Source organism: Oceanobacter antarcticus, assembly GCF_044962685.1.
GTDB lineage: Bacteria > Pseudomonadota > Gammaproteobacteria > Pseudomonadales > Oceanobacteraceae > Oceanobacter > Oceanobacter antarcticus.
This window is the reverse complement of record NZ_JBBKTX010000005.1, coordinates 153,432-176,274: the sequence shown is the minus strand read 5'-3', so window position 1 is coordinate 176,274 and position 22,843 is coordinate 153,432. Positions and strand designations below refer to the sequence as shown.

18 protein-coding genes and 3 tRNA genes are annotated in these 22,843 nt (G+C 53.1%); 10 read left to right on the top strand and 11 right to left on the bottom strand.

Features of this window, described 5'->3' with window-relative positions; translation table 11 throughout:
- Nucleotides 1-42: 42 nt before the first annotated feature.
- Nucleotides 43-504 (bottom strand): CZB domain-containing protein, encoded by a 462-nt coding sequence (locus WG929_RS05900; RefSeq protein WP_416205287.1) that lies wholly within the window; start codon nucleotides 502-504, stop codon nucleotides 43-45.
- A gap of 320 nt (nucleotides 505-824) precedes the next feature.
- Here WG929_RS05900 and WG929_RS05895 point away from each other — a divergent pair, with 320 nt between their 5' ends.
- Nucleotides 825-1,862, top strand: coding sequence for an NADP(H)-dependent aldo-keto reductase (locus WG929_RS05895; protein ID WP_416205286.1), 1,038 nt, complete (start codon nucleotides 825-827; stop codon nucleotides 1,860-1,862).
- Nucleotides 1,863-1,892: 30 nt separating this feature from the next.
- On the opposite strand, the gene WG929_RS05890 is transcribed toward WG929_RS05895, so the two are convergent.
- Complete coding sequence (locus tag WG929_RS05890; protein ID WP_416205285.1) at nucleotides 1,893-3,236, bottom strand: MATE family efflux transporter; 1,344 nt, start codon at nucleotides 3,234-3,236, stop codon at nucleotides 1,893-1,895.
- A 217-nt stretch (nucleotides 3,237-3,453) separates the two neighbouring features.
- Here WG929_RS05890 and WG929_RS05885 point away from each other — a divergent pair, with 217 nt between their 5' ends.
- From WG929_RS05885 to WG929_RS05875, 3 genes are all read left to right on the top strand, one after another.
- Nucleotides 3,454-4,035: an elongation factor P hydroxylase gene (locus tag WG929_RS05885; RefSeq protein WP_416205284.1), complete on the top strand. Its 582-nt coding sequence runs from the start codon at nucleotides 3,454-3,456 to the stop codon at nucleotides 4,033-4,035.
- A gap of 12 nt (nucleotides 4,036-4,047) precedes the next feature.
- Nucleotides 4,048-5,481, top strand: a complete 1,434-nt coding sequence (gene rhlB / locus WG929_RS05880; RefSeq protein ID WP_416205283.1) for an ATP-dependent RNA helicase RhlB — start codon at nucleotides 4,048-4,050, stop codon at nucleotides 5,479-5,481.
- A 176-nt stretch (nucleotides 5,482-5,657) separates the two neighbouring features.
- Nucleotides 5,658-7,745 (top strand): capsule polysaccharide biogenesis protein, encoded by a 2,088-nt coding sequence (locus tag WG929_RS05875; RefSeq protein WP_416205282.1) that lies wholly within the window; start codon nucleotides 5,658-5,660, stop codon nucleotides 7,743-7,745.
- Nucleotides 7,746-7,814: 69 nt separating this feature from the next.
- Here WG929_RS05875 and WG929_RS05870 read toward each other — a convergent pair whose 3' ends face one another.
- Nucleotides 7,815-10,250 carry a fatty acid cis/trans isomerase gene (locus WG929_RS05870; protein WP_416205281.1) on the bottom strand — a complete coding sequence of 812 codons (2,436 nt, stop codon included), beginning with the start codon at nucleotides 10,248-10,250 and terminating at the stop codon, nucleotides 7,815-7,817.
- Nucleotides 10,251-10,316: 66 nt separating this feature from the next.
- The gene (locus WG929_RS05865; RefSeq protein WP_416205280.1) at nucleotides 10,317-11,546 is read right to left on the bottom strand and encodes an MFS transporter; all 1,230 of its coding nucleotides are present in this window, start codon (nucleotides 11,544-11,546) and stop codon (nucleotides 10,317-10,319) included.
- Between the two features lie 167 nt (nucleotides 11,547-11,713).
- On the opposite strand from WG929_RS05865, the gene WG929_RS05860 reads away from it, so the two are divergent.
- On the top strand, nucleotides 11,714-12,601 hold the full coding sequence (locus tag WG929_RS05860; protein WP_416205279.1) for a LysR family transcriptional regulator: 888 nt from the start codon (nucleotides 11,714-11,716) through the stop codon (nucleotides 12,599-12,601).
- Nucleotides 12,602-12,661: 60 nt separating this feature from the next.
- On the opposite strand, the gene WG929_RS05855 is transcribed toward WG929_RS05860, so the two are convergent.
- Complete coding sequence (locus WG929_RS05855; RefSeq protein WP_416205278.1) at nucleotides 12,662-14,125, bottom strand: leucyl aminopeptidase; 1,464 nt, start codon at nucleotides 14,123-14,125, stop codon at nucleotides 12,662-12,664.
- 212 nt (nucleotides 14,126-14,337) lie between these two features.
- Here WG929_RS05855 and lptF point away from each other — a divergent pair, with 212 nt between their 5' ends.
- Both lptF and lptG read left to right on the top strand, forming a co-directional pair.
- Nucleotides 14,338-15,408 carry an LPS export ABC transporter permease LptF gene (gene lptF / locus WG929_RS05850; protein WP_416205277.1) on the top strand — a complete coding sequence of 357 codons (1,071 nt, stop codon included), beginning with the start codon at nucleotides 14,338-14,340 and terminating at the stop codon, nucleotides 15,406-15,408.
- Nucleotides 15,405-16,469 (top strand): LPS export ABC transporter permease LptG, encoded by a 1,065-nt coding sequence (lptG, locus tag WG929_RS05845; RefSeq protein WP_416205276.1) that lies wholly within the window; start codon nucleotides 15,405-15,407, stop codon nucleotides 16,467-16,469. The genes lptF and lptG overlap by 4 nt, the downstream gene beginning before the upstream one ends.
- A 26-nt stretch (nucleotides 16,470-16,495) precedes the next feature.
- On the opposite strand, the gene WG929_RS05840 is transcribed toward lptG, so the two are convergent.
- Nucleotides 16,496-16,945, bottom strand: a complete 450-nt coding sequence (locus WG929_RS05840; RefSeq protein ID WP_416205275.1) for an RDD family protein — start codon at nucleotides 16,943-16,945, stop codon at nucleotides 16,496-16,498.
- A 274-nt stretch (nucleotides 16,946-17,219) separates the two neighbouring features.
- Between WG929_RS05840 and pdxH the strand changes: the two genes are divergently transcribed.
- The gene (gene pdxH / locus WG929_RS05835; RefSeq protein WP_416205274.1) at nucleotides 17,220-17,858 is read left to right on the top strand and encodes a pyridoxamine 5'-phosphate oxidase; all 639 of its coding nucleotides are present in this window, start codon (nucleotides 17,220-17,222) and stop codon (nucleotides 17,856-17,858) included.
- 103 nt (nucleotides 17,859-17,961) lie between these two features.
- Here the strand turns inward: pdxH and WG929_RS05830 are convergent.
- Nucleotides 17,962-18,038 (bottom strand) — tRNA-Met (locus WG929_RS05830).
- Nucleotides 18,039-18,612: 574 nt separating this feature from the next.
- Here WG929_RS05830 and bamJ point away from each other — a divergent pair.
- The gene (gene bamJ / locus WG929_RS05825; protein WP_416205273.1) at nucleotides 18,613-19,308 is read left to right on the top strand and encodes a BamJ family beta-barrel-assembly machinery protein; all 696 of its coding nucleotides are present in this window, start codon (nucleotides 18,613-18,615) and stop codon (nucleotides 19,306-19,308) included.
- A gap of 94 nt (nucleotides 19,309-19,402) precedes the next feature.
- Here bamJ and WG929_RS05820 read toward each other — a convergent pair whose 3' ends face one another.
- The 4 genes from WG929_RS05820 to galU form a co-directional block, all read right to left on the bottom strand.
- Nucleotides 19,403-19,651: a hypothetical protein gene (locus WG929_RS05820; RefSeq protein ID WP_416205272.1), complete on the bottom strand. Its 249-nt coding sequence runs from the start codon at nucleotides 19,649-19,651 to the stop codon at nucleotides 19,403-19,405.
- 175 nt (nucleotides 19,652-19,826) lie between these two features.
- Nucleotides 19,827-19,903: transfer RNA gene (locus WG929_RS05815), tRNA-Pro, on the bottom strand.
- A gap of 11 nt (nucleotides 19,904-19,914) precedes the next feature.
- Nucleotides 19,915-19,990: transfer RNA gene (locus tag WG929_RS05810), tRNA-Asn, on the bottom strand.
- A gap of 126 nt (nucleotides 19,991-20,116) precedes the next feature.
- Nucleotides 20,117-20,950, bottom strand: coding sequence for a UTP--glucose-1-phosphate uridylyltransferase GalU (galU, locus tag WG929_RS05805; RefSeq protein WP_369857777.1), 834 nt, complete (start codon nucleotides 20,948-20,950; stop codon nucleotides 20,117-20,119).
- Nucleotides 20,951-21,384: 434 nt separating this feature from the next.
- Here galU and zwf point away from each other — a divergent pair, with 434 nt between their 5' ends.
- Nucleotides 21,385-22,842, top strand: a complete 1,458-nt coding sequence (gene zwf, locus WG929_RS05800) for a glucose-6-phosphate dehydrogenase (protein ID WP_416205271.1) — start codon at nucleotides 21,385-21,387, stop codon at nucleotides 22,840-22,842.
- The last annotated feature ends 1 nt before the right edge of the window (nucleotide 22,843 follow it).

The window sequence follows — 22,843 nt, the reverse complement described above, 5'->3', positions numbered from 1 at the left end:
TGTGTTGTTGCTGGGTTGCTCCAGCTTCTGGAAAATTTCGACCTATCCTCGTTCGTCATGTCCGTCTTGCTGCTGTTGCAGTGTCTTTATATCGGTCAGCTGCTGGTAGATTTCAGAACTCAACTGGGCAAGTTTGTCGTGCAACATGGCACTGGCTTCTTCATCGTGTTGCTCTTGACCCATGCTGACGACTCTAGCCGCTTCGCGGTGAAAGTGCTGGTGAAGATTTTGGAGATTGACAAAACAAGGCTGGTTAGCCAAGTGACGTTGCCCATCCGAATATAGCCACTGCCCCAGTATGCAGCTCTGGTCATCAGCGATCAGTTCAGGATCCAGCAAGTTCGCCTCATGTTGGTCGACGTAGTGTGTCAGGCGTTTATGCCAAGCCTTGTGAGCACGAATGGATTCATCAATATCCAGTGTCGCGCTGGCTGCTTTGACTGCTTGAAGCGCCAGGGTGGCCTTATTTTCAGGCAAGGTATTGAAGCACTTGAATAAACTCATACTATTTCCTTGATTGATTGCCATGAATTTATCTTATGTCGGGCTGTTAGCGGATTTCTTGATCCTGAACAGCATGAGTCTGATATGTTGCATTTTGGATGAAAGAGTTATCAGGATTATTGGCTGGGTCTGGTTAATGCAGTGCTGGAGAAATACAGCAGGTGCGATCTTGGTTTATCTGGGTAACGATGTTTATTGGCAATGAATAGCCACAGGCCCAGGCCGAGTATTGGTGCAGTCAGATGAACAATGGGTTTTGACAGTATGGCGACCGAGTGGGCGCGTTATCGTTATACTGTGGCCAACTTGAGGAGGATTCCATGCTCAAACGCAAACTTGGCAATACTGATCTGAATGTGACGCAGCTGTGCCTGGGTACCATGACTTGGGGCGAGCAAAACACGGAAGCGGAAGCTCATGCACAGATGGATTGTGCGGTCGCCGCTGGCATCAATTTTTTTGATACCGCCGAAATGTATCCAGTGCCGCCGAAAAGCGAAACCCAAGGCCGTACCGAACAGTATATCGGCAGCTGGTTTGCCCGCTCTGGCAAGCGCGAGGAGATCATACTGGCCACCAAGATTGCCGGGCCTGGCGACTGGATGACGCATATTCGTAACGGGCCAAAACTGGATCTCCAGCATGTAAATGAAGCAATCGATACCAGCCTGCAACGTCTGCAAACCGATTATGTGGATCTGTACCAGGTACACTGGCCTGCGCGTACTACCAATTTTTTTGGCAAGCTCGGCTACGCCCATAATCACCAAGAAAACACAACGCCTCTGGAAGAAACCCTGGAAGCACTGGTCGGTCTGATCAAACAGGGCAAAATTCGCCACTATGGCCTGTCCAACGAAACCGCCTGGGGCACCATGAAGGTGATCCAGCTTGCCGACCAGAATGGCTGGCCGCGACCGGTGTCGGTGCAAAACCCCTACAACTTGCTGAACCGCAGTTATGAAGTTGGCATGGCTGAAGTATCGATCCGTGAAGACGTCGGGCTGCTGGCTTATTCGCCACTGGCATTTGGTGTGCTGACCGGTAAATACCTGCATGGCAAGTTGCCAGCCAACGCTCGTATTACCTTGTTTGAGCGTTTTTCCCGCTATAAGGGAGAGCAGGCGGAGGAGGCGGTGTCTCAGTATGTAGCGTTGGCCGCAGAGCTGGACTTGTCACCTGCGACACTGGCGCTGGCGTTTGTGACCCAGCAGGATTTTGTTACCTCGAATATTATTGGCGCGACCACGCTGGCCCAGCTGCAAGAAAATCTCGCCAGTGCAGAAGTGGTGCTGAGTGAGGAAGTGATCGGGCGTATCAACGCGATTCACCGGGTTATTTCCAATCCGTGTCCCTAACTGAACCTGGCAACGCAGAGCTGTGCAGAATTAAGTCGATACCCGTTTCAGCCTGATCACCAAGGCCGCTCCAGCGGCAGTCAGGCCGATGACCAGTCCGATCCAGAAACCAGGCGCGCCAGCAGGTTCAATGCCAAGCGACGGCACACCATAAAATGCCAGACCATAGCCACAGCTCAGTCCGATCACCCAGTAGGTCACAAAGGTAATCAGCATCACAACAAAGGTATCCCGGTAGCCGCGCAAAGCGCCAGCCGCTGCTACCTGCGTTGCATCAGACAGCTGAAAAACAGCGGCATACAGCAACAGCACTGCGCCAATGGCAACCACCTCTGGATCGGGTGAGTACCAGCCAGCAATGGTGTCGGCTAACAGGATAATCAGTATCGCGTTAAATAAGGCTATCGCCAGGTTCAGCCGCACTCCGAGCCAGGCTGTTTGCCTTGCCAAGAGGGTATCGCCCGTTCCCAGATAGTGACCAACCCGTACCGTGAGTGCCATTCCCAGGCTCAGCGGGATCATAAAAGTGATGGAAGAAACGTTGAGTGCAACCTGGTGTCCGGCGACCACCACCGGCCCGAGGTCGGTCAGAAACAGCGCAATCACGGTGAACAGGCTGACTTCAAAAAAAATGGCGATACCGATGGGCACCCCGATACGCAATATGTCGCGGACATGTTGCCCGGCGGGAGAGCGCATCAGATGCTTGAGCGAAGAGTCGCTGCCAAGCCGGTATTTACGGGTGTTTAATGCCATGGCAATCGCCATGCAGACAAAAATCAGGCTGCTGCCAATGCCACAACCAACGCTTCCCAAGGCGGGCAACCCCAGCCAGCCATACACAAATACCGCGTTGACGGGAACGTTGGCGACCAGCCCGGAGAGCATGATCCAGGTGACGTGACTGGCTTGGCTCAGGGCTTCGGCATAAAACCGGAATGCCAGAAAAATACCGACCGCCGGGAAGCCGATGGCGATGGCGATCAGATAGTTGGCGGCCAGGGTTGCCGTGATCGAGTCGTCTATCAGCCATGGCAGAATATCAGCCGCCAGGTAAAGTAATAGGCCAAAGACACTACCCAACAGTGCACCCAACCAGACAGAGGAAGCCAGCAGGCCAGGCAGTTGCTGGTGCTGCTTTGATGCGTTCAGACCGGAAACCAGTGGTGACAGGGCCACCAGGATACCCGCCAGAAACAGCCAGACTGGCAACCACAGGGCGGTACCAATGGCGACCGCAGCCAGATCTCGGGTGCTGACATAGCCAGACATCAGGGTATCGACGGTGCCCATGCCGATTTGCGCCATTTGGGTTGCCAGTATCGGCAAGGTGAGTTGGATCAGGGCGCGGGTTTCGCGTTTGGCAAACGACATGGGACGGATAGCTCTGGGCAGAAGGAGAGAAGGCTGAAGCGCAGCGCGGCATTCTCCCGGATTATTGCTACTTTGCAAGACCGCCTGCTGGTGACGAGGTAGTGATGAGAGAAATCCTGACGTTTAACAAAAGCAGAAAATATAGCCGTTTCGTTATCTGGCACGCGGGTAATTCCCGGCACACCTGATACAATAACCGACTGTCTGATTTTGGTTGATGTTGTTTGTGTCCAAGCCCGCCTATTCCCCCGACACACTGCAAACAGCGGATTTGATCTGCCTGTTTGATGAATTGTTTTTCTCTGCACAAAACACCCGTCTGCTCGCCGGTGATACGGAGCCTGAATACCTGCCGTCAGACATTCACTGCGGCTACAACAGGGTTATTTTTGCCCATGGTTTTTATGCCTCAGCCCTGCATGAGATAAGCCACTGGTGTATTGCTGGCGAGCAACGCCGTCGGCAAGTGGATTTTGGCTATTGGTATGAGCCCGATGGCCGTACTGCCGAGCAACAGCGTGCGTTTGAACAGGTAGAGATCAAACCCCAGGCCGTCGAGTGGTTATTGTCGGAAGCCTGTGGCCGACGTTTTTATATCAGTACGGATAATCTCGACGGCGACCCGGTTGAGGTCGCAGCCGGACGCAAGGCGTTTGCTCTCTCTGTATGGCAGCAGGCCTGCCATTACTATCACCACGGGCTTCCGGCACGCGCGGAAGTATTAAAAAACACGCTACTCGACTATTATCAGCGCCACGAAATATTTTCAGCCGACCTTTTTGTGCTGGAACGACTCTGACTGGAGACACTTTTGTTCAAGAAAATCATCAAGGCGGTGGCAGGCAACAAGAAAGCCGACACCGGCACTGCTTCCCGTTCTGTTTCAAAAGAGCCATCCCGGGCAGCCAAAACTTCCACCAATACTCCCAAGGGTGCACCAGCCCACGAAAAACATCAACGCGCCGAGCAGCCCCATGGCAGCCGTAGCGGCAGTCAGAGCAGCAAGAGACATACGTCAAAGAATAATGGTTCAGGCCAGCGTGGTAGCAGTAGACAAGCGCCTGTTGAACCCTGGGATCCTGATACCTTCAAGGTTGAGCCGATGGAAGGGAAGACCCGTTTCCACGATCTCGACCTGCCAGAATCCGTCATGCACGCCATTTATGATCTGGGTTTTGAATATTGCACGCCGATTCAGGCAGAAAGCCTGCCGGCTTCATTACGCGGACGCGACACCATTGGTCAGGCGCAAACTGGCACGGGTAAATCGGCTGCATTTTTGCTGACGATTCTGAATCGTTTGCTAACGGTTATTCCTGACGAACGTTATGCCAGTGAGCCTCGGGCACTGATTGTTGCACCCACTCGTGAACTGGCGATGCAAATCGGCAAGGATGCGGAAGGGCTGGCGAAACACAGTGGCCTGAACGTCGTGACGGTGATGGGTGGCATGGACTATGAGTTGCAGCGGCGCAAATTGCGTGACGATGTGGTGGATATTCTGGTCGCCACGCCGGGTCGTCTGATCGACTTTATGCGTAGTCAGGATGTTTTCCTGGATCAGATTGAAGTGCTGGTGCTGGATGAAGCCGACCGGATGCTGGATATGGGCTTTATCCCGGATGTACGCCGTATTGTGCGGGCGACGCCCCCTAAAGATCATCGGCAGACCTTGTTGTTTTCGGCCACGTTCAATTTTGATGTGCGTATCCTGATTGACCAGTGGACCCGTGATCCGCTGCAAATTGAAATTGAACCGGAGCAGGTGGCAACTGATCGGGTCGACCAGAGTTTTTATCTGGTCGCTGAGAGTGACAAGTTCGGCTTGCTGGAACGCTTCCTCAAGGAAGAAAATCCGGAACGCTGTATTATTTTTGCCAATCGTCGAGATCACACCCGTAACCTGTGTGAAAAGCTGATCAAGCGTGGCTTTAAAGCGGCCTTGCTGTCGGGTGAAGTGAACCAGCAAAAGCGTCTGAAAACGCTGGAACGCTTTCGTGAAGGCCAGGTGGGTATCATGGTCGCTACCGACGTTGCCGGGCGTGGTATTCACGTTGATGGGGTCTCTCACGTGTTCAACTACACCTTGCCTGAAGATTCTGAAGATTACGTCCACCGTATTGGCCGTACTGGCCGGGCCGGTGCCAAGGGTATTTCCATCAGTCTGGTGTCTGAAGATGACGCGTTTGCATTGCCAGATCTGGAAAAATACCTTGGAGCCAAGCTGTCGTTAAAACAGCTGTAAATCGAGTTGTTTGCCAAGCCGTAAACCGGTTTGGTAACCATAAAAGAGGGACGCCGTCGGCGTCCTTTTTTATGATTCGCTAATGACTTGTTCTATGATAATTCGTTCAAGGAGCCAGTAATACTGGCTGTTTGTTACGGTCGTTATCCCTCCATTTGGCCAGCCCAAGGATTTACATGGCGTCTCGTCCTGTTGTTGCTGATTCTGCTGTTTCCTCTCGTGCCAGACCCAGACCGCTGGCTATCTCCAGTTCCCGCGCCCTGCTGGCCAATCCGATTGTGCGGGCATTCTGGCAGGTGGACGGGCACGGTTCTGAGCGTAACCAGGCCGAGATACTGGGTTGGGGGCGCAAGCGTTCAGGTCTCAGGGCAGAGCAGCAAGGAGTGCGTCAGCAGCGTCAATGGTGGTTGCTGGAAGACGGTTTTGTCCGCTCGTTAGGTCGGCAAGATCAGGCACTGTCGCTGGTGCAGGATAATATCGGTATCTATTACGATGCCACCCGGCCTTCGCGGTTGGAACAACTGATCCCACAACCTCTGACGACGGCTCAACAGCAGCGCAGTTTCGACTTGATTCAGCGCTGGCAACAGGCCGGTATTTCCAAATACAACGCCGCCCCTGACTATAGCGGGGAGCTGCCGTCGTCATTTGTGCTGGTGGTGGATCAGGTGGCCGGGGATGCTTCCATTCCATTTGGGCTGGCCAGTGCGGCGTCTTTTACGCGGATGCTGGAGGCTGCCCTGGCCGAAAATCCTCGAACAACGGTGGTAGTGAAAGTACACCCGGATGCCTTTACCCGCTCCCGAGCCGGGCATTTTGATCTGGCAGCGTTACAGTTGCATCAACGGATTCGACTGATTGCAGAAAACTGTCACCCAGAACGACTGTTAGCCAATGCCGACAAGGTCTACACCGTAACGTCACAAATGGGATTTGAAGCCTTGTTGTGGGGAAAACCGGTGCGCTGTTTTGGTATGCCGTTTTACGCCGGATGGGGGTTGACCGAGGATGATCTGGAAGCACCCGAGCGCCGCCGTCTGGCGATTGCACTGGCCGGAGCACCCGTGACGCTGGAACAGCTGGTGCATGCCACACTGGTAGGTTACAGCCGTTACTGGGATTCGGAACTGGACGCAGAAACCGGGATTGAAGCCACGCTGGATTATTTGTCGGCACAGCGGCAGCAATGGCTGCGTAATCATCAGTTCGGGCCGGTACATGCGCTGGGTTTTTCGCGTTGGAAAAAACCGATCTTGCGTGCCTTTCTTAATGGCACCGAGGTGACTTTCTGTAAAGACGCCAGCCTGATACCGGCTCAGGCTACCGTCGCCTTGTGGGGGGTGCGGCCGTTGCCGGTAGTGTTGCAAGCACCAGAGCGACAACCGGCTCGGGTGTTGCGTATTGAAGATGGTTTTTTGCGCTCATCCGGGCTGGGAGCGGATCTGATTCGGCCACTTTCCTGGGTGCTGGATGACGTGGGCATGTATTACGATGCCTCAGTACCCTCTCGTCTGGAGCAGATTCTGGCGACGGATGAATTTTCAGCCGCCGACTGTGCCCTGGCAGAGCAGCTGCGCGAGACTATCGTCGCGAACCGCATTTCCAAATATAACCTGACCGGACAAGACTGGAAGCCAGGGTGTGCCGTGGCTGAACCATCTCGCCGCGTGGTGCTGGTGCCGGGCCAGGTTGAGTCGGACGCCTCCATCCGTATGGGGGCCAGCGGCATCAAAACCAATCTGGCATTATTACAGTCGGCGCGCGCCGCAGAACCGGATGCCTGGCTGGTGTACAAGCCGCATCCGGACGTGGTGTCTGGTTTGCGCAGCAAGGATTTGCCGCTTGCTGATTATCAGGCGTTGTGTGACGAACTGGTATTGGACGGTGATTCCTCGCAAATGCTCGAGCATATTGATGCCGTGTTTACCATGACTTCATTGCTGGGGTTTGAGGCATTGCTGCGCGGTAAAGAGGTGACTTGCTACGGCATGCCGTTTTATGCCGGTTGGGGCTTGACCCAGGATACCTTGGCTTGCCCACGACGTGTTCGCCAACGTTCGTTGAATGAGCTGGTGGCAGCCACGCTGGTACGTTATCCCTGCTATGTGAGCGCTACCACCGGAACCTTCAGCACGGCACAACGTATTGTGGCGGAATTACAGTGCTGGAAGGCATCTGGCCCGTCGGTAATGCCGCTCTGGCGACGGGCGTTACGGGTGGTGCTGCGTTTATGGGTTGCCTCCGGATTACGGAAAAACGCCTGACCGGAGATTATCCGCCCGGCGCTTTCTCTGCCTGGCGTTAGCGCAGCAAATAACCAACGGTTGTTTGAATCAGCGGTTTTGCAGTCGGTTGTAGTCCAGAATCCCGGATCTGAGCGGCCATTGTTGCTGATAAAACTGGCCAATCGTATCGCTGACCTGCCAGAAATCCTTGCTGCTGCGACGTACCCCAAAGCGGTCGAGCAGGGCGCTGTAGTCGGCACTGGTTTGCATGTTGGTGATCTGTTTGACCAGTTCTGGTAATTGCTCTTCTTCAACCCGGAGCAAAACATTAGGGTAATCACCCACGGCGCCTCGCGCCAGTGTCAGGGTGTCTTCTTCCGGCCGCAGCGCATCTTCCTCATCCAGCAGACTGGAGATATTGGCATGGGCCCGGTTGTGGACAAGGCTGATCAGTTCCAGCGGTTGTTGCTGACGTGTCACCAGCAGCAGGCTGAGCTCAGGCAACTGATGCAGGCCACTGCCGCGCAAATTTTCCAGGCTATTGAGTGTGGTTAATGCTGCGCCCGACAGTGCGCCGGATTGCGGCTGATAGTCCCGGTTTAGCACCGGTGCCAGTTTGTGCTCCAGTAGACGATATAACTCCATCTGCGGCTGGTTGCTGCGATAGGGGATGGCGCTGTTAATATCGAGGCTGATCAGATCACTGAAAATGTAATCCTTGATGGTGGTGCTGGTGTCGCGATACCAGTACCGGCGCACCTTTTCGCGTTCCTCTTTGGGCAGCAGCAGCAGAAAGTTCACTTCTCCTTCCATGCGTAAGAAATCCATATACAGACGCGTCACCAGCTGGTGACCGACGTTGCCATACACATCAAAACCGGCCACCAGAAGATAGTGGATACGTTCCAGTAACGGGTAGTCAATCAGCCAGGCAGTTTTAGGGGGCTTGCCCAACAGACCCTGAACCACGGTGGCATTGTCGAAGTGGCGCATCACGGTGAGTGCGGCATTGGGATTGTTGGTGCCTGTTTGCTGATCGCCGTCCCACACCAGTTGGGTGTCCAGCAGGATATGGTTGGCCTCCATTTCCTGGCGAATAAAGGCGGATTTGGCACTCAGGTACTCTTTTTGCTGGTCTGAAAAGGAAATCCATGAACTGATTGGCAGGCTGTTACTGCTGTTTTTGGCAGGCAAGTCGAGATGATGTACCTGGCTCTCAAGAAAGTCTGACGCCTCGCTGCCGTAGTGCAGGTTCGGATTGACAAAAAATACCCAAAATTGTTCGTTAATGACATTAACAGCAACCTGGCCGTGACAGACCGGCCCCTTGATAAACGACATGATGGTTTCTAATGAGTGTTCCAGCAAAAAGCGATAGCGGGCATCAGCCGGAATATCGTGAAAGGTAATGAAAGGGTTGGAGGCAATTTCTTCATCGTAACCAGGCAAGGAGGTGACTGCGTATGGGTGGCCATAAAACAGCGAATGCCAGTTGTCCCAGCGGGCTTCATTGAGCCGGAACGGGATATAGGTTTTGGCGACACGGGACTCCTGATCGACAACCAGACGGTAGTAAGGTATGGCCACACCGGGATCATCGTAAGGCCGGCGTGTGGCAATAATGTCAATCGGTTCGCCGGGAGCCGTACGCGATCTGACCAGATGAAAGCGAGTACTGGTGTCATCGCCGAGGTACAGGCTGTAAAGGTAGATATGTTCATAAATATAGCGACTGACCAGTGCCTGGCGTTTGTACGGCTCGCTTTCCGGATCACCCTGGGCATTAAAGCGTTGTTCCCACTGTTGTAGCTGATCCTGCAGGTTTCCGTTCAAAGGTGCCGGTCGTGGTAACAGTCCTCCGCGTTGGATCCAGTCTGTCAGTGTTGAGTATTCGCTATCGGACAGGGCAGGCAAGCCGTAAGGCATGCCCCAGTCGGGATACTGGCTGGCAAAGGTCTCGTATTGTTCGGCGGTCGGGCACTGTTGATCCCGCGACAGGCCAAAGTCATAGCTGTCTGGCAGCACGGTCTGATGGAACGCTCCCTGAGTCTGGCGCTGGGTGATGGCGCGGAATAGCAAGCTGGCCTGAAGGTTGGCCTCGCTGGTATTACGGCGTTCGTTCAGGACGGGTTGAAAACCTTTTGCACGCCATTCTTCGGTGTTGTGAGCATCCAGATACAGTCGTTTGGGTGCGGTGGCCAGCAGGCGGGTACCATCGTAGACCAGCTCGGAGTGCATGCCGCGATCAATGCCCTGGGGCGACGTCAGCTTCAGCTGGCAAGGGGCATCGTAACAGGCGTGGCAATGAACGCAGCGTTGTTCCAATAGTGGTTGAACGTCCTGGTGGAATACCCGGCCCTCGAAACTGTCGGCTTCGACCCAGCGACTTTTGGGTGATGACTCACCAAACAGGTCTTCGAATTGCTGGCTGGCGAGGGCGGCGCAACCGGTCATCATGGCGGCGATGAGCCAGATCAGCGGCTTGATGGCCAAGCGGACGCGGGCAGGTGTAGTCCGATTAGCAGCTTGGTTTGTTATAGGCATTGTGTGCATCGCGGTATGGAAAGCGCCGATAATATCGAATACCGCTGGCGGCGTCAGTGAAAGCGGTCAGGATAGCGACTGGCTTTCTTGCGCTATTCGACCGGATGGGCGGGATTGTTGCTTGCAAGTCTGGTGTTTTAGCCATGCTGCCAGGGCGAGGGTAACGGCCAGCACCAGCAGGGATCCCAGTACAACACCCAACCAGTATTGCCATTGCCAGAACAGGTTAAGGTACAAGCCACCGGTGCTGGCTCCGAGATAGTAGAACACCAGATAGAGTGAGCTGGCGCTGGCTTTGGCGTGTTGAGCCGTACGGCTGACCCAGGCGCTGGCGCTGGAGTGGGCGAAGAAAAAGCCGAAGGCATTCAGCAGAAATCCGAGAACAATCGTGGCTAGCCAGGGAATCAGGGTAACGAGACTGCCGATCATCAGCAGTCCACTCCCCACCATCATACAATTGGCCTGGCCATAACGACGGCTGAACTTGCCAGACAGGGTGGAACCCCAAGTGCCGCTCAGGTAAGTGAGGAACAGCATGCCGAGAAACTGTGGCGATAATGTGTACGGATCGGCCTCCAGGACGAAGGTGATAAAACTGTACTGGTTGATAAATACAAAGAAATTCAGGCCACCAAACAGAAAGGCCGGGATAAGGAGCGGATTGGTCAGGTGACTGATAAGGTCTTGCCCCATGGATGGCAGATTGAACGGCCGTGCGATAAAACGGCGAGGGGCCGGTAACAACCAGGCGACCAGCATCCAGGTACAAGCGCCAAGCATTCCCACTACCAGAAATGCATTGCCCCAGCCCAGATGTTCGCCCGTAAAACCACCCATCAGACGACCACCAATACCACCGAGTGAATTGGCCGCAATATAAAGTCCAATGGCTGACATCAGCGCATCAGCATCAAATTCATCGGCCATATACGCCACTGCAATGGCTGGCAAGCCGCCGAGAAACACACCCTGTAATCCCCGTAGCCAGAGCAGTTGCTCAAAGGTGCTTACCTGGCTGATTAACAGTGCGGTGAGTGCAGCACCGCACATACTGCCAACGATCAGCCCCTTGCGGCCAATAACATCCGATAGCGGCCCATACACCAGCAGTGATAATCCCAATGTCAGCGTCGACAAAGTCAGCGAATAACTCGCTTGCAGTGGCGTGACACTGAATTCCGTCGCCAGCATGGGTAGCAGTGGCTGGGTGACATACAGGTTTGAAAACACCATAAAAGAGCCAAGACACAAGGCAATGGTGATTCGCCACCAGGCAGCGGTACCGGTTGTAATCATGGAGGTCTCGCAACAATGGAACGCAAAAATGAAGGAACAGCAGAACGACAAGCACTATAAAACGTTGTTTATTATCATAAAAATATATGTTTGATATATATTGTATCAATAAATATTATGATCTGGTTGGGACGACAGATTTCCAATGAGCTGAAAAAGGATCGCCGATGGACTACAAGGCACTGACCTATTTTTATCACGTGGCCACTCAGCAAAGCTTCACCCGTGCAGCCGAGGCGCTGGAGGTTGCCCAACCGGCCGTCAGCATGGCGATCAAGCGTCTGGAGCAGCAACTGCAACTGACACTATTCCATCGACATGAACGCCAGATTTCACTGACCGATGAAGGCGAGCGGCTGTACGTACAAGCTCAGCGTATTGTGCAGGTGATGTCGGATGCCGATCTGGAAATGGAAGAGCTGCGCGGGCTGGAGCAGGGAGCTGTGCAGCTGGGGACTCCCAGTATGCTGGGTTCCTATCATTTCCCGCCGATTATTATGGCGTTCCGCCATCGCTACCCGAACCTGACCTTTTCGGTTTACGAAGGCGGTGCCTGGCAACTGCAACAAATGCTGGAAAAAGGCGAGCTGGATCTGGCTGTGATTGAAGCGGAAGACATCCCCGACACGATTGAAGCGCGTACCCTGATGCGTGAGGAAATGCGCGTCGTGGTCGATAAGGATCACCCGTTTGCCAGCCGAACGGCCGTTACCTCGGCAGAGTTTCTGCAGGAAGATCTGGTGCTGTTCCGCAAAGGCTACTTTCACCGCAAGGTGATTGACCGACTGGCGGAAGAATCCGGCATCCAGCCGCGTATTAACTTCGAAACCAACCTGTTACCGCTGATACGCGCTATCGTCAAACAGGGTTTTGGTATTTCAACACTGCTGAATATGGCCACTGAAGACAACCCGGAGCTGGTTACCTTGTCGTTCGATCCACCCATTGTGCTCGATTTGTGTTTGGCCTGGCGCAAGGATGGCTACCTGTCGAAAGCCAATCAGGCATTTGTGGATTTTGTGCTGGAGCATGGGGGAAACAACGAGGCGGTATAGGCTTCTGGCAGTGGCTTTTTTGCCGCCGCCAGAAACCTTTGCTGAATAGCTGCTGACGTTTTATTTATTCAGCAAATAGTTCACCAGCAGGCTGACCGGGCGTCCGGTGGCTCCTTTCGCCTTGCCACCCACCCAGGCGGTACCGGCAATATCCAGGTGCGCCCAGGGTGTACCTTCGGTAAAGCGTGACAGGAAGCAAGCAGCGGTGGTTGCGCCTGCCAGCGGGCCACCAATATTGGCGATGTCGGCAAAATTGGAGTCGATCAGATCCTGATACTCTTCTTCCAGCGGTAAACGCCACACTTTGTCGTTGCTGTATTGTGCAGCTGTCTGCAGTTGTTCCGCCATGGCTTCATCGGTGGTGAACAGGCCTGAGTTGACTTCGCCCAGCGCGGCCATGCAAGCACCGGTCAGGGTGGCGATGTCGACGATGGAGGCAGGCTTGTAATTGTTGATACCGTAGGTGAGCGCATCACACAGCACCAGTCGGCCTTCGGCATCGGTATTGAGGATTTCAATGGTTTTGCCAGACAGACTGGTCACCACATCGCCAGGCTTGCTGGCGTTACCGGCGGGCATGTTTTCCGCACTGGTCACGATGGCCAATACGTTGACCTTGGGCTTGAGGGCGAGAATGGCTTTCATGGTGCCGAGCACGGAGGCTGCGCCACACATGTCGTATTTCATCTCATCCATCTTCAGGCCGGGCTTGAGGCTGATGCCGCCGGTATCGAAGGTAATACCTTTACCCAGAATCATGTGTGGTGCGGCGTTTGGATCGTCGGCACCACGGTACTGCATAACGATAATCTTGCCTGGCTCGCTGGAACCTTTGGAGACAGAAACAAACGCTCCGGCACCCATTTCAGCCAGCTGGTCTTCGTCCAGAATGGTGGTTTCGAGGGCTTGATCCTGAGTGAGGGTGACGGCGTTTTCGGCCAGCCAGGTAGGGGTGCAGATATTGGGTGGCATGTTGGCCAGCTCTTTGGCGAAGCTGATGCCGGCACCAATCGCTGCGCCTTTAGTGAAGGCGGCGTCCACATCACTGCCCAGCCAGATCACGCTGTCGGGCGTTTGGGTATCATCGTCTGTGGTGCTTTTGGTAGCTGTAAAACGGTACTGGGCGCTGGCGTAGGCGATGGCGGTTTGCTCGGCCAGCCAGGATTCTGTCAGTACGTCGGTTGCCATTTCTGTCAGCGCCAGGGCAATGTCACCACGGATTTTGCTGGTAAGCGTTGCAATAGCAGTCAGTACTTTCTGGGCGCTGGCGGGTTTCAGTGTTGCTTTGCCGGTACCAACCAGTAATACGCGGCCAGCGTTGATTCCGGCAACGGCTGGCAACAACAGGCTTTCTGCCAGTTTGCCGGAGATATCGCCCTGTTCGTAACGCTGGCTGATAAAACCCTGGCTGGCCTCATCAAGCTGTGAGGCGGCGTCAGACAGCTTGCCTGACTGGTCGAGAGTGACCACAATACAGCTCGCCTGAATGTCGGCGGCAGTTTGTTGGGATACCTGGTAAATCATGTCAGCTCCTGGCGGAAGGCATTGGTGGCAGACGGCCTGCTATTTGTTCTCAGCGGCTCGTTCTGAATAATGAGTCGCCCTATAATGTGACGCCATATTCCTGAAATACAAGGGCCGCACAGATAACAAAGCGTTTTGTCGTCGTTGCAGAGCAAACCGTCTCTGGGTATGGTGCGCGACTCTTGCTCCGGCTCAATCAAGGTCTAAGTCTTTTGATCATATTTCGCTACTTGGCCAGGGAGCTGGCTGGCTCACTGTTTGCTGTGACCATCGTACTGTTGATGATTCTGATGAGTGGTCGTCTGATTCGTCAACTTGCTGCGGCTGCAGCCGGTGAAGTCTCGCTGGATATCGTATTTTTTACGCTGGTATTACGTTTGCCGTCGTTTCTCGAAATGATTTTGCCACTGGCGCTGTTTATCTCAATCCTGTTGGCGTACGGGCGATTGTACGCCGAAAGTGAAATGACGGTACTGACCGCAACCGGATTTTCGCATACCCGCCTGTTGGCCTATACCGCTGTACCGGCTTTCGGGCTAATGCTGGTGGTGGGCAGCTTCAGCTTGTACCTCAGCCCCTGGGGTGCCCAAAAAATGGAAGGCTTGTATGAAAAACAGGCACAGCTGACTGAGTTTGAATTACTGGCTCCGGGACGGTTTCAGAGTATGAAAGGCGGTACCCGCGTTACCTATGCCGAGTCGCTTTCAAATGATAAAACCGAAATGAACAATGTGTTTATTACCGATGGCAATAGCTTGTTGCTGGCGCAAAAGGGCACCCAGTACGTCAGTGACGAAACCGGCTCCCGTTATCTGGAGTTACACCGCGGTAAACGTTACGACTGGACGCCGGGGAGCCTCGAATTCCAGGCGCTGGATTTTGATTTATATGGCGTCAAGATTGCCGATGAACCGGAAGAGCGCAGCAAGCTGCGCAAAGAAGCGGTGCCGACGCTGGCGTTGTTCGGTTCCGATGACCCCAAGCAACAGGCACAGCTACAGTGGCGTATTTCCATGGTACTTATGGTGCCTATTGTGACTCTGCTGGCGGTGCCTCTGTCTCGCGTTAATCCCCGCCAGGGGCGTTTCGCCCGGCTGTTTCCTGCCATTATATTGTTTATGGTTTACATCTCGTTGCTGATTGCGATGAAAGGCATGCTGGAAAAAGGAGAGCTGAATCCTGATGTGGGTTTGTGGGGTTTGCACTTCGTTTATCTGTTGATCGCCATCGGCTTGCTGATGGTACCCGAGTGGGTGCGTCAATGGCGGGTGAGGGCGCTATGAATCGTCTTGATCGCTACGTTGCTCACAATGTGATGGTGGCTACGCTGATTGTGGCTGTCATCATTGTTGGGCTGGATGCTATTTTTACGCTGGTGGATGAACTCGACCAACTTAAAGGTGAATATCAGTTTCTCGATGCGCTGCAATTTATGGGCACACGCTTGCCTCGTCGGCTGTATGAATACATGCCGATGGCGTGTCTGATCGGTTGTCTTGCAGGTTTGGGTGGTATGGCGGCCAGCAGTGAGTTGACCGTGATGCGGGCGTCGGGGGTATCGGTCGGGCGTATCGCGGTGGCGGTGATCAAACCGATGATGCTATTGATGGCGCTGAATATGGCGCTGGCCGAATACGCGATTCCGGTATTGGAGCGGATTGCCCAGTCGCAGAAAGCGGTGGCTCAAGGCAAGGGGGATTTGCTGTCTAACAAGGGGAAGGGATATTGGCATCGTGAGGGTAATACCTTTATGCGCTTTACCGCCGTCGAACCCAACGGGGTATTGCATGGGATAACCCTGTTTGATTTTGATAACGACAGCAACCTGCAACGGATCCGGTCGGCTGAGCGGGCAATTTATCAACGCTCCAGCTGGCAAATGCAAGCGGTTATTGATATGACGATCACTGACTCTGCGACCAGCCAGCAACAGCTGGACAGTCTGGACTGGCAAACTGAACTGACCCCACAAAGTCTCAGTGTGGTAATGATACAGCCACGGGATATGTCAATATCCAACTTGTTCAACTATACCCGTTATCTGGAAAAACAGGGGCTGAATGCAGACAACTATCTGTTGTCGTTCTGGCGCAAGGTTACCCAGCCACTGGGGACGCTGGCACTGGTGATTCTGGGAATTTCCTTTATTTTTGGCCCGCTGCGGGCGGTGACGCCGGGTTACCGGATTTTCTCCGGAATTCTGGTTGGTCTGGTGTACAAATACGCAGAAGAACTGCTGGCCCCCGCCAGTATTGTGTTTGGCTTTGAACCGCTGTGGGCCAGTGTGATTCCGATCGCTGCCTGTATGGGCGTTGGGTTGCTGCTGTTGCGGCGCGCCGGTTAGCAACATAATGAGCAAGCGGGGCGGCGTTAATCACCCGTTTTCGGGATAAACACAACACGGGTCAGGGATGCCATGTCATGCCAGCTGCGGCCGCGAGTATCCAGCACAGCCCAGAAGAATCCCAAGCCGAAAGCCGCCAGCGAAAAAAAGCCAATCGCGGTACGTAACATACAATGGGATAGCTTGATTGGCCCGGTATCTTCTGTGACCAGTTTGAGTTGCCAGGCTTTCATACCGATGCTCTGGCCACCACGCCGCCAGGATGAACTGAAATAGAAGAAACAGATGCAGAACATAACGGACAGGTTGACCGACGCGGGAAAGGCGCCAGGCGGTTGTCCGCCGTGGGTGGCTGCTGCAATCCCTACCAACACAAAACCAACCACGATATACAATGCGAGCAGTACCAGACTGTCATACGCCAGTGCTGCCAAGCGGCGCGTCAGGGATGCAGTGGGGTAGTTATGATCGGACATGATTGTTGCCTTTGGGTTGTGTCTGTGACAATTCGTCTGTTTGAGTGGTGTGGCTTATGTCTATGCGAATCGCACCCGGAAGCCGGGAGATGCATGCTGGGGTAAAACCGGCCGGGATGGTAGCAGATTTGGCCATGGCTGGCTTTGATGGTGGCAGGTCAATGCGGCGGCATCGAGCTGGTGACACACTGTTACTCACGGCACTTTTAATAACAGCACTTCGAATAGTAATGGCAATTGTGCCGGTTTGGATAATTATTGGAGCACATACAAGATGGTTGATCTCAGTGACATTCGCAAAGAATACACTCAGGGACGACTCGACGAAGCCAAGGTCGCCGAGCACCCGGTGGCACAATTTCACGCCTGGTTTGAGCACTACCGTACAACCGCACCAGAAGAGCCGACGGTGATGACGGTGGCCAGCGTTGATGAGCATGGCCAGCCCTGGCAACGAATATTGTTGCTCAAGTCATACGACGATGGTGGCTTTGTCTTTTTTACCAATTATGAAAGTAACAAGGGTCGACACTTCGCTACTAACCCGAAAGCCAGCCTGCATTTCTTCTGGATGAAGGTCGAGCGTCAGGTGCAGATTCAGGGCGAGGTCGTGCCGATGAGCAGGGAAGAAGCGCAAGCCTACTTCCACTCCCGCCCTCGAGAAAGCCAGCTTGGAGCTTGGGCATCACAACAGAGTAGGCCATTGGCGAGTCGTTCTGAGCTGGAAACCCGCTTTACCCAATTGAGTGTGGAATATCAGGATAAGGAGGTTCCCTTGCCGGATTACTGGGGCGGATATCGATTGGTTCCTTCCCGGATGGAATTCTGGCAGGGAGGCGAGCATCGCCTCCATGACAGAGTCGAATACCAGCTGGAACGAGAAGCCTGGACTATTCAGCGGCTGAATCCCTGACCCATTATGCAACCCGGCACCTTGCCGGGTTTGTATGATTTGCAGATACAAAAAAGCCCACGCTGAGCATGGGCCTTTTTTATGAGGGCTGGCCTCGAATCAATGGTAGCTATGGACGGACTTGAACCATCGACCCCAGCATTATGAATGCTGTGCTCTAACCAACTGAGCTACATAGCCACTGCATACTTGAGTCGTGCTGGCACATTTCAGTACTGTCTCGATCAAGTGGCGCGTATTATGCCAGTGTAATATTCTCTGTCAAATATTTATTTGCGATTTATTTCAACGGCTTAGCCAGAAGGCACGGTGGAGTGGTTGTGGTGCTGTTCGCAGGTTTTGAAGCAGTGGTGGCGTTTTTCAGGCTGGACAGGCTCTCTCTGCTGTGGGAGGCTTCGCAACAATGTAAATGTATCGGTTTTTTTTTGTGAAAGCGTTTCTGACTATCCCTATTTTTCTGGTGTTTTTTCTGGCGGCTTGTGGTGATGTCATGGGAGATCTCAGTGATCGTGACCTGAGGCATCGTCATTATGAGTGTCAGGTGGCTACCAGATCATCCGCGGCTGAGTTGCAGGTGTGCGCAAACGTGAAACGTGAGTGTGATCGCCGTGCGAAGTCTGGACATTATGCCTGTTAGGCCTTGTAATCAGCGCGCTGGGTATCTCTGCAGTGGTTTTGATTATGCAGTAATTGAAACTTTTCGACTTTAGAGTTGCCTGTCCAGCATTCATTTCAACAAACGTGAGAGACAAGCATGAGTTTTATTAAATCAGTACCTGCTGTATTGGCAGGTACTCTGTTGTTGGCCGCATGTGGTCAGGAGGAAGCTGTGAAACTGGAAAACCACATTGACCAGGCAAGCTATGGCGTGGGTCTGAATATTGGCCGTCAACTGTCTCAGGAAGATGTTGAAATGAACCCGGAGGCGATTGCGGCGGGTATCAAGGATGCGCTGTCAAAAGCGGATCAGCGTATTACTGATGAAGTTATTCAGTCTGCATTTGAGAAAATTCGGGAAGAGCAGACACGTAAGCAGGAAGCATTGAGTGATGCGGTTGCGAAGGCGGGAGAGGAGTTCTTGGCTGAAAATGCCAAGCGTGAAGGTGTTGTGGTTACTGAAAGTGGCTTGCAGTACGAAGTCATGACGGCTGTTGAAGGTGATGCGGCGAAGCCGACGGCTGCGGATACGGTGAGTGTTCATTATCACGGTACATTGATTGATGGCACTGTGTTTGATAGTTCGGTTGAGCGTGGCGAGCCTGTTCAATTCCCGCTGGGTAATGTGATTCCTGGTTGGACCGAAGGCGTGCAGCTGATGAAAGTGGGTGAAAAGTTCAAATTCTTTATCCCGGCGGAGCTGGCGTACGGTGCGCGTAGCCCGAGCCCTAAGATACCAGCCAACTCTGCACTGGTGTTTGAAGTTGAATTGCTGGAAATTGCCGACCAGTAAGTAAGGGGCGGATGATTGAAGATAAAAAAGTCGCCAGTGGCGGCTTTTTTTGTGTTTTGTTGCGGTCGGCCCTGTTTGCTATGGCCTATGTTGTTCAGGCGATGGTGTTATTTTTGGCGGTGGATTCTTCTTCTGCCAGTTCTGGCAAAGAGATGTAGTCGGCCAGGTCGGTAAGTGCCCGATTGACTCTGCGCTTTAATTGTTCATCAATGTTGAATTGGTGGTTGCAATGTCGGCAGGTGATTTTTTTTGTGTTGATCAGGTTGTCAAGGGTGTGGGCTGTGTTCGCGCCGCACTCGTGGCAGGGTACCGGATATTGTACAGATCGGGCCAGACGACTCATGTTTTGCCACCGCGCTTATCGCATTGGATTTATTGGAATGTGGCGCTATAGGCTAATAGAAAAGTATGAATATAAGAAGGCTCATTTGTTACATCTGGCACTTGAAGATGTAACAAATAAATTTTAATAACAGATAGCAGATTATTTTCGATCGTTCAGGAAGGCCCTGAAGAGTTGGTCGGGGTAGAGAGATTCGAACTCCCGACATCCTGGTCCCAAACCAGGCGCGCTACCAGACTGCGCTATACCCCGAAGTGTTGAATTGGCTCCCCGAGCTGGACTTGAACCAGCGACCAATAGATTAACAGTCTACTGCTCTACCAACTGAGCTATCGGGGAACTTCTCAACAGCGAGACGCATAATACGGACAGGTTATCTTTGTGTCAACGCCTTTTCGTAAGAAATTCCGAGCGTTGTGCTGGTATGAGAGCGATCCTTCGGGGAAGCCCCGAAGGATCGGCTGATCAGGACTTCTGGAAAATATTCTGATAGACGTAGTTGGTTGCTTCGACGAAGCCATCGATGCTGCCACAGTCAAAGCGGCGACCACGGAATTTATAGGCGATAACTCTGCCTTCTTGAGCTTGTTTCAGTAAGGCGTCAGTGATCTGGATTTCACCATTGATGCCTGCGCCTGTTTCTTCGATTTTAGGGAAGATATCTGGCGTCAGAATGTAACGGCCAATAATGGCAAGGTTGCTGGGTGCTTCTTCCTTGGCTGGTTTTTCGACCATGTTGCTGACGCGATAAACGCCCGGCTCAATCTCTTCTCCGGCGATAACACCGTATTTGTGAATGGTGTCTTCAGGCACTTCCTGCACTGCCACAACGGAACAGCCATACTTCTCGTGAATTTTGACCATCTGCGCCAATACGCCTTCGTCACCTTCATCGGCAACACAAAGGTCGTCAGCCAGTACGACACCAAAGGCTTCGTCGCCCATCAGATACTGTCCAGTCAGGATGGCGTGTCCCAGACCTTTCATTTCATTCTGCCGGGTGTAAGCAAAGTCATTTTCATTCATCAGATTACGAATGGACGAAATCAGCGTTTCTTTGCTGGTGCCCTGAATCTGATGTTCCAGCTCGAAGCTGATGTCAAAATGATCGGCGATGGCGCGTTTGCCACGGCCAGTGATAAATCCCATGAAGTTCATGCCAGCTTCGCTGGCTTCCTCTACGCCGTATTGCACCAGTGGCTTGTTAACGATCGGCAGCATTTCCTTGGGCATGGCTTTGGTCGCCGGAAGAAAACGGGTGCCGTATCCGGCAACTGGGAATAAACACTTGCGAACCATATTCGATCCTTCTTATTAACAATTAAACAAAAATTTCCGTGAACACTAAGGCTGGTTTATGTCATTTGTGAGTCATGTCACAGATCGTCAGTGATCATGTCTCAAAGGTAACTGATTGTAAACGCCACAATATCCGGGAAGACATCGACCGTTGGTCTCACGTTGCACGGCCAGTATGGGGTTCTTGGAGATGCAGATGCCATGCCTGATTGTTATGTTTATGCAGACCGGCACGATCTGTACCGGATGGCTTCCGATTGCTGCGTCGACCGAAGTGGTCATTTGCGGGCAGGTATTTGATGGTTGATTGTCGCATTGCAATCAACTTGTGGCACTCTGCCTATACTTTTTGTGCAGTCACTGCTTTTGCCTGAATTTCAGCTGAAGCGGCTGTGGTTCTGGTTTCCATTACGTAGATAGGGATCGGGGGATGTATGCAGATCAGTGCACCGTTTGAATTGGTACTCTTTGGCGGAATGGGCGATCTGGCACAACGGAAGTTGCTGCCAGCACTCTACTTGCTTCAGCGTGATGGTCGTTTGCCTGAGGGCAAAATCATCTCTGTCACCCGAAGGGAACTTGAGCACGAAGACTACATGGAGCAAGTGCGCAAGGCATTGACGACGCACGTTGCCAAGGAATATCTCGAAGAAGCTGCCTGGACTGAATTTGCCACTAAACTGCAGTGTGTCAGTCTTGATGCAACGGATGAGTCCGCTTATAGCGTGTTAGCCGATGTTTTGGCGAAAGGGGATCCCAACCGGGTTTTTTATCTGGCGACGGGGTCTGCGTTGTTTTCGCCTATTTGCAAGGGGCTGAAGCAGACGGGTTTGATTGGTTCGCGCACCAATGTGGTGCTTGAGAAACCAATAGGGCACGATCTTGAGTCTGCCCAGGCGATCAATCGTTCCGTGGGAGAGTATGTTGATGAGTCACATATTTACCGGATTGATCACTATCTCGGTAAGGAAACGGTGCAAAATCTGTTGGTGTTGCGGTTCGCCAACTCCTTGTTTGAGTCTCAATGGAACCAGAAGTACATCGATCACATCGAAATTACTATTGCAGAATCCATTGGTGTCGAGAAGCGGGCCGAGTTCTACGAACAGGTAGGCGCGATGCGCGATATGTTCCAGAATCATCTGCTGCAACTCTTGTGTATTGTGGCTATGGAGCCGCCGGCGAAACTGGAAACCGATGCGGTCAGGGATGAAAAAGTAAAGGTACTCAAGGCACTCAAACCCATTGTCGGGGAAGCCATTAACCGAAATGTGGTACGCGGTCAGTACGATGCAGGTGTGTCGGATGGTAAACCGGTTCCACCGTATCGTGAGGAACCTGGCGTGCATCACAAAAGCAACACCGAGACTTTTATTGCTGCCAAGGTTGAAATTGATAACTGGCGCTGGGCTGGGGTGCCATTTTATTTACGCTCGGGCAAGCGTTTGGCGGAACGGGCGTGTGAAATTGTCGTCAGTTTTAAAGAAATACCCCACTCTATTTTTCCGTTACAGCACAAGAGCACCATGGCCAACAAACTGGTGTTCCGCTTGCAACCGGATGAGGGTGTACGTCTTATGCTATGTGAGAAACGGGTGGGGCCCGGTATGAGTGTCCGGCCAATGAACCTGAGCCTGAATCCGGCTAATCATCGCAAGGCACGGGTGCCTGAAGCTTACGAACGGTTATTGTTTGATGCCTTGAGTGGCAATGCCACCTTGTTTTTACGTGATGATGAACTGCATGAAGCCTGGCGTTGGGTGGATCCGATTCTACAATACTGGCAAGACGTGGATCTCCGTCCAGAGCCCTATACATCGGGTACCTGGGGGCCAGCGGCATCGACCTTGCTGCTCGCCAAGGATGGACGTTTATGGGTCGAAAACAGCTAGG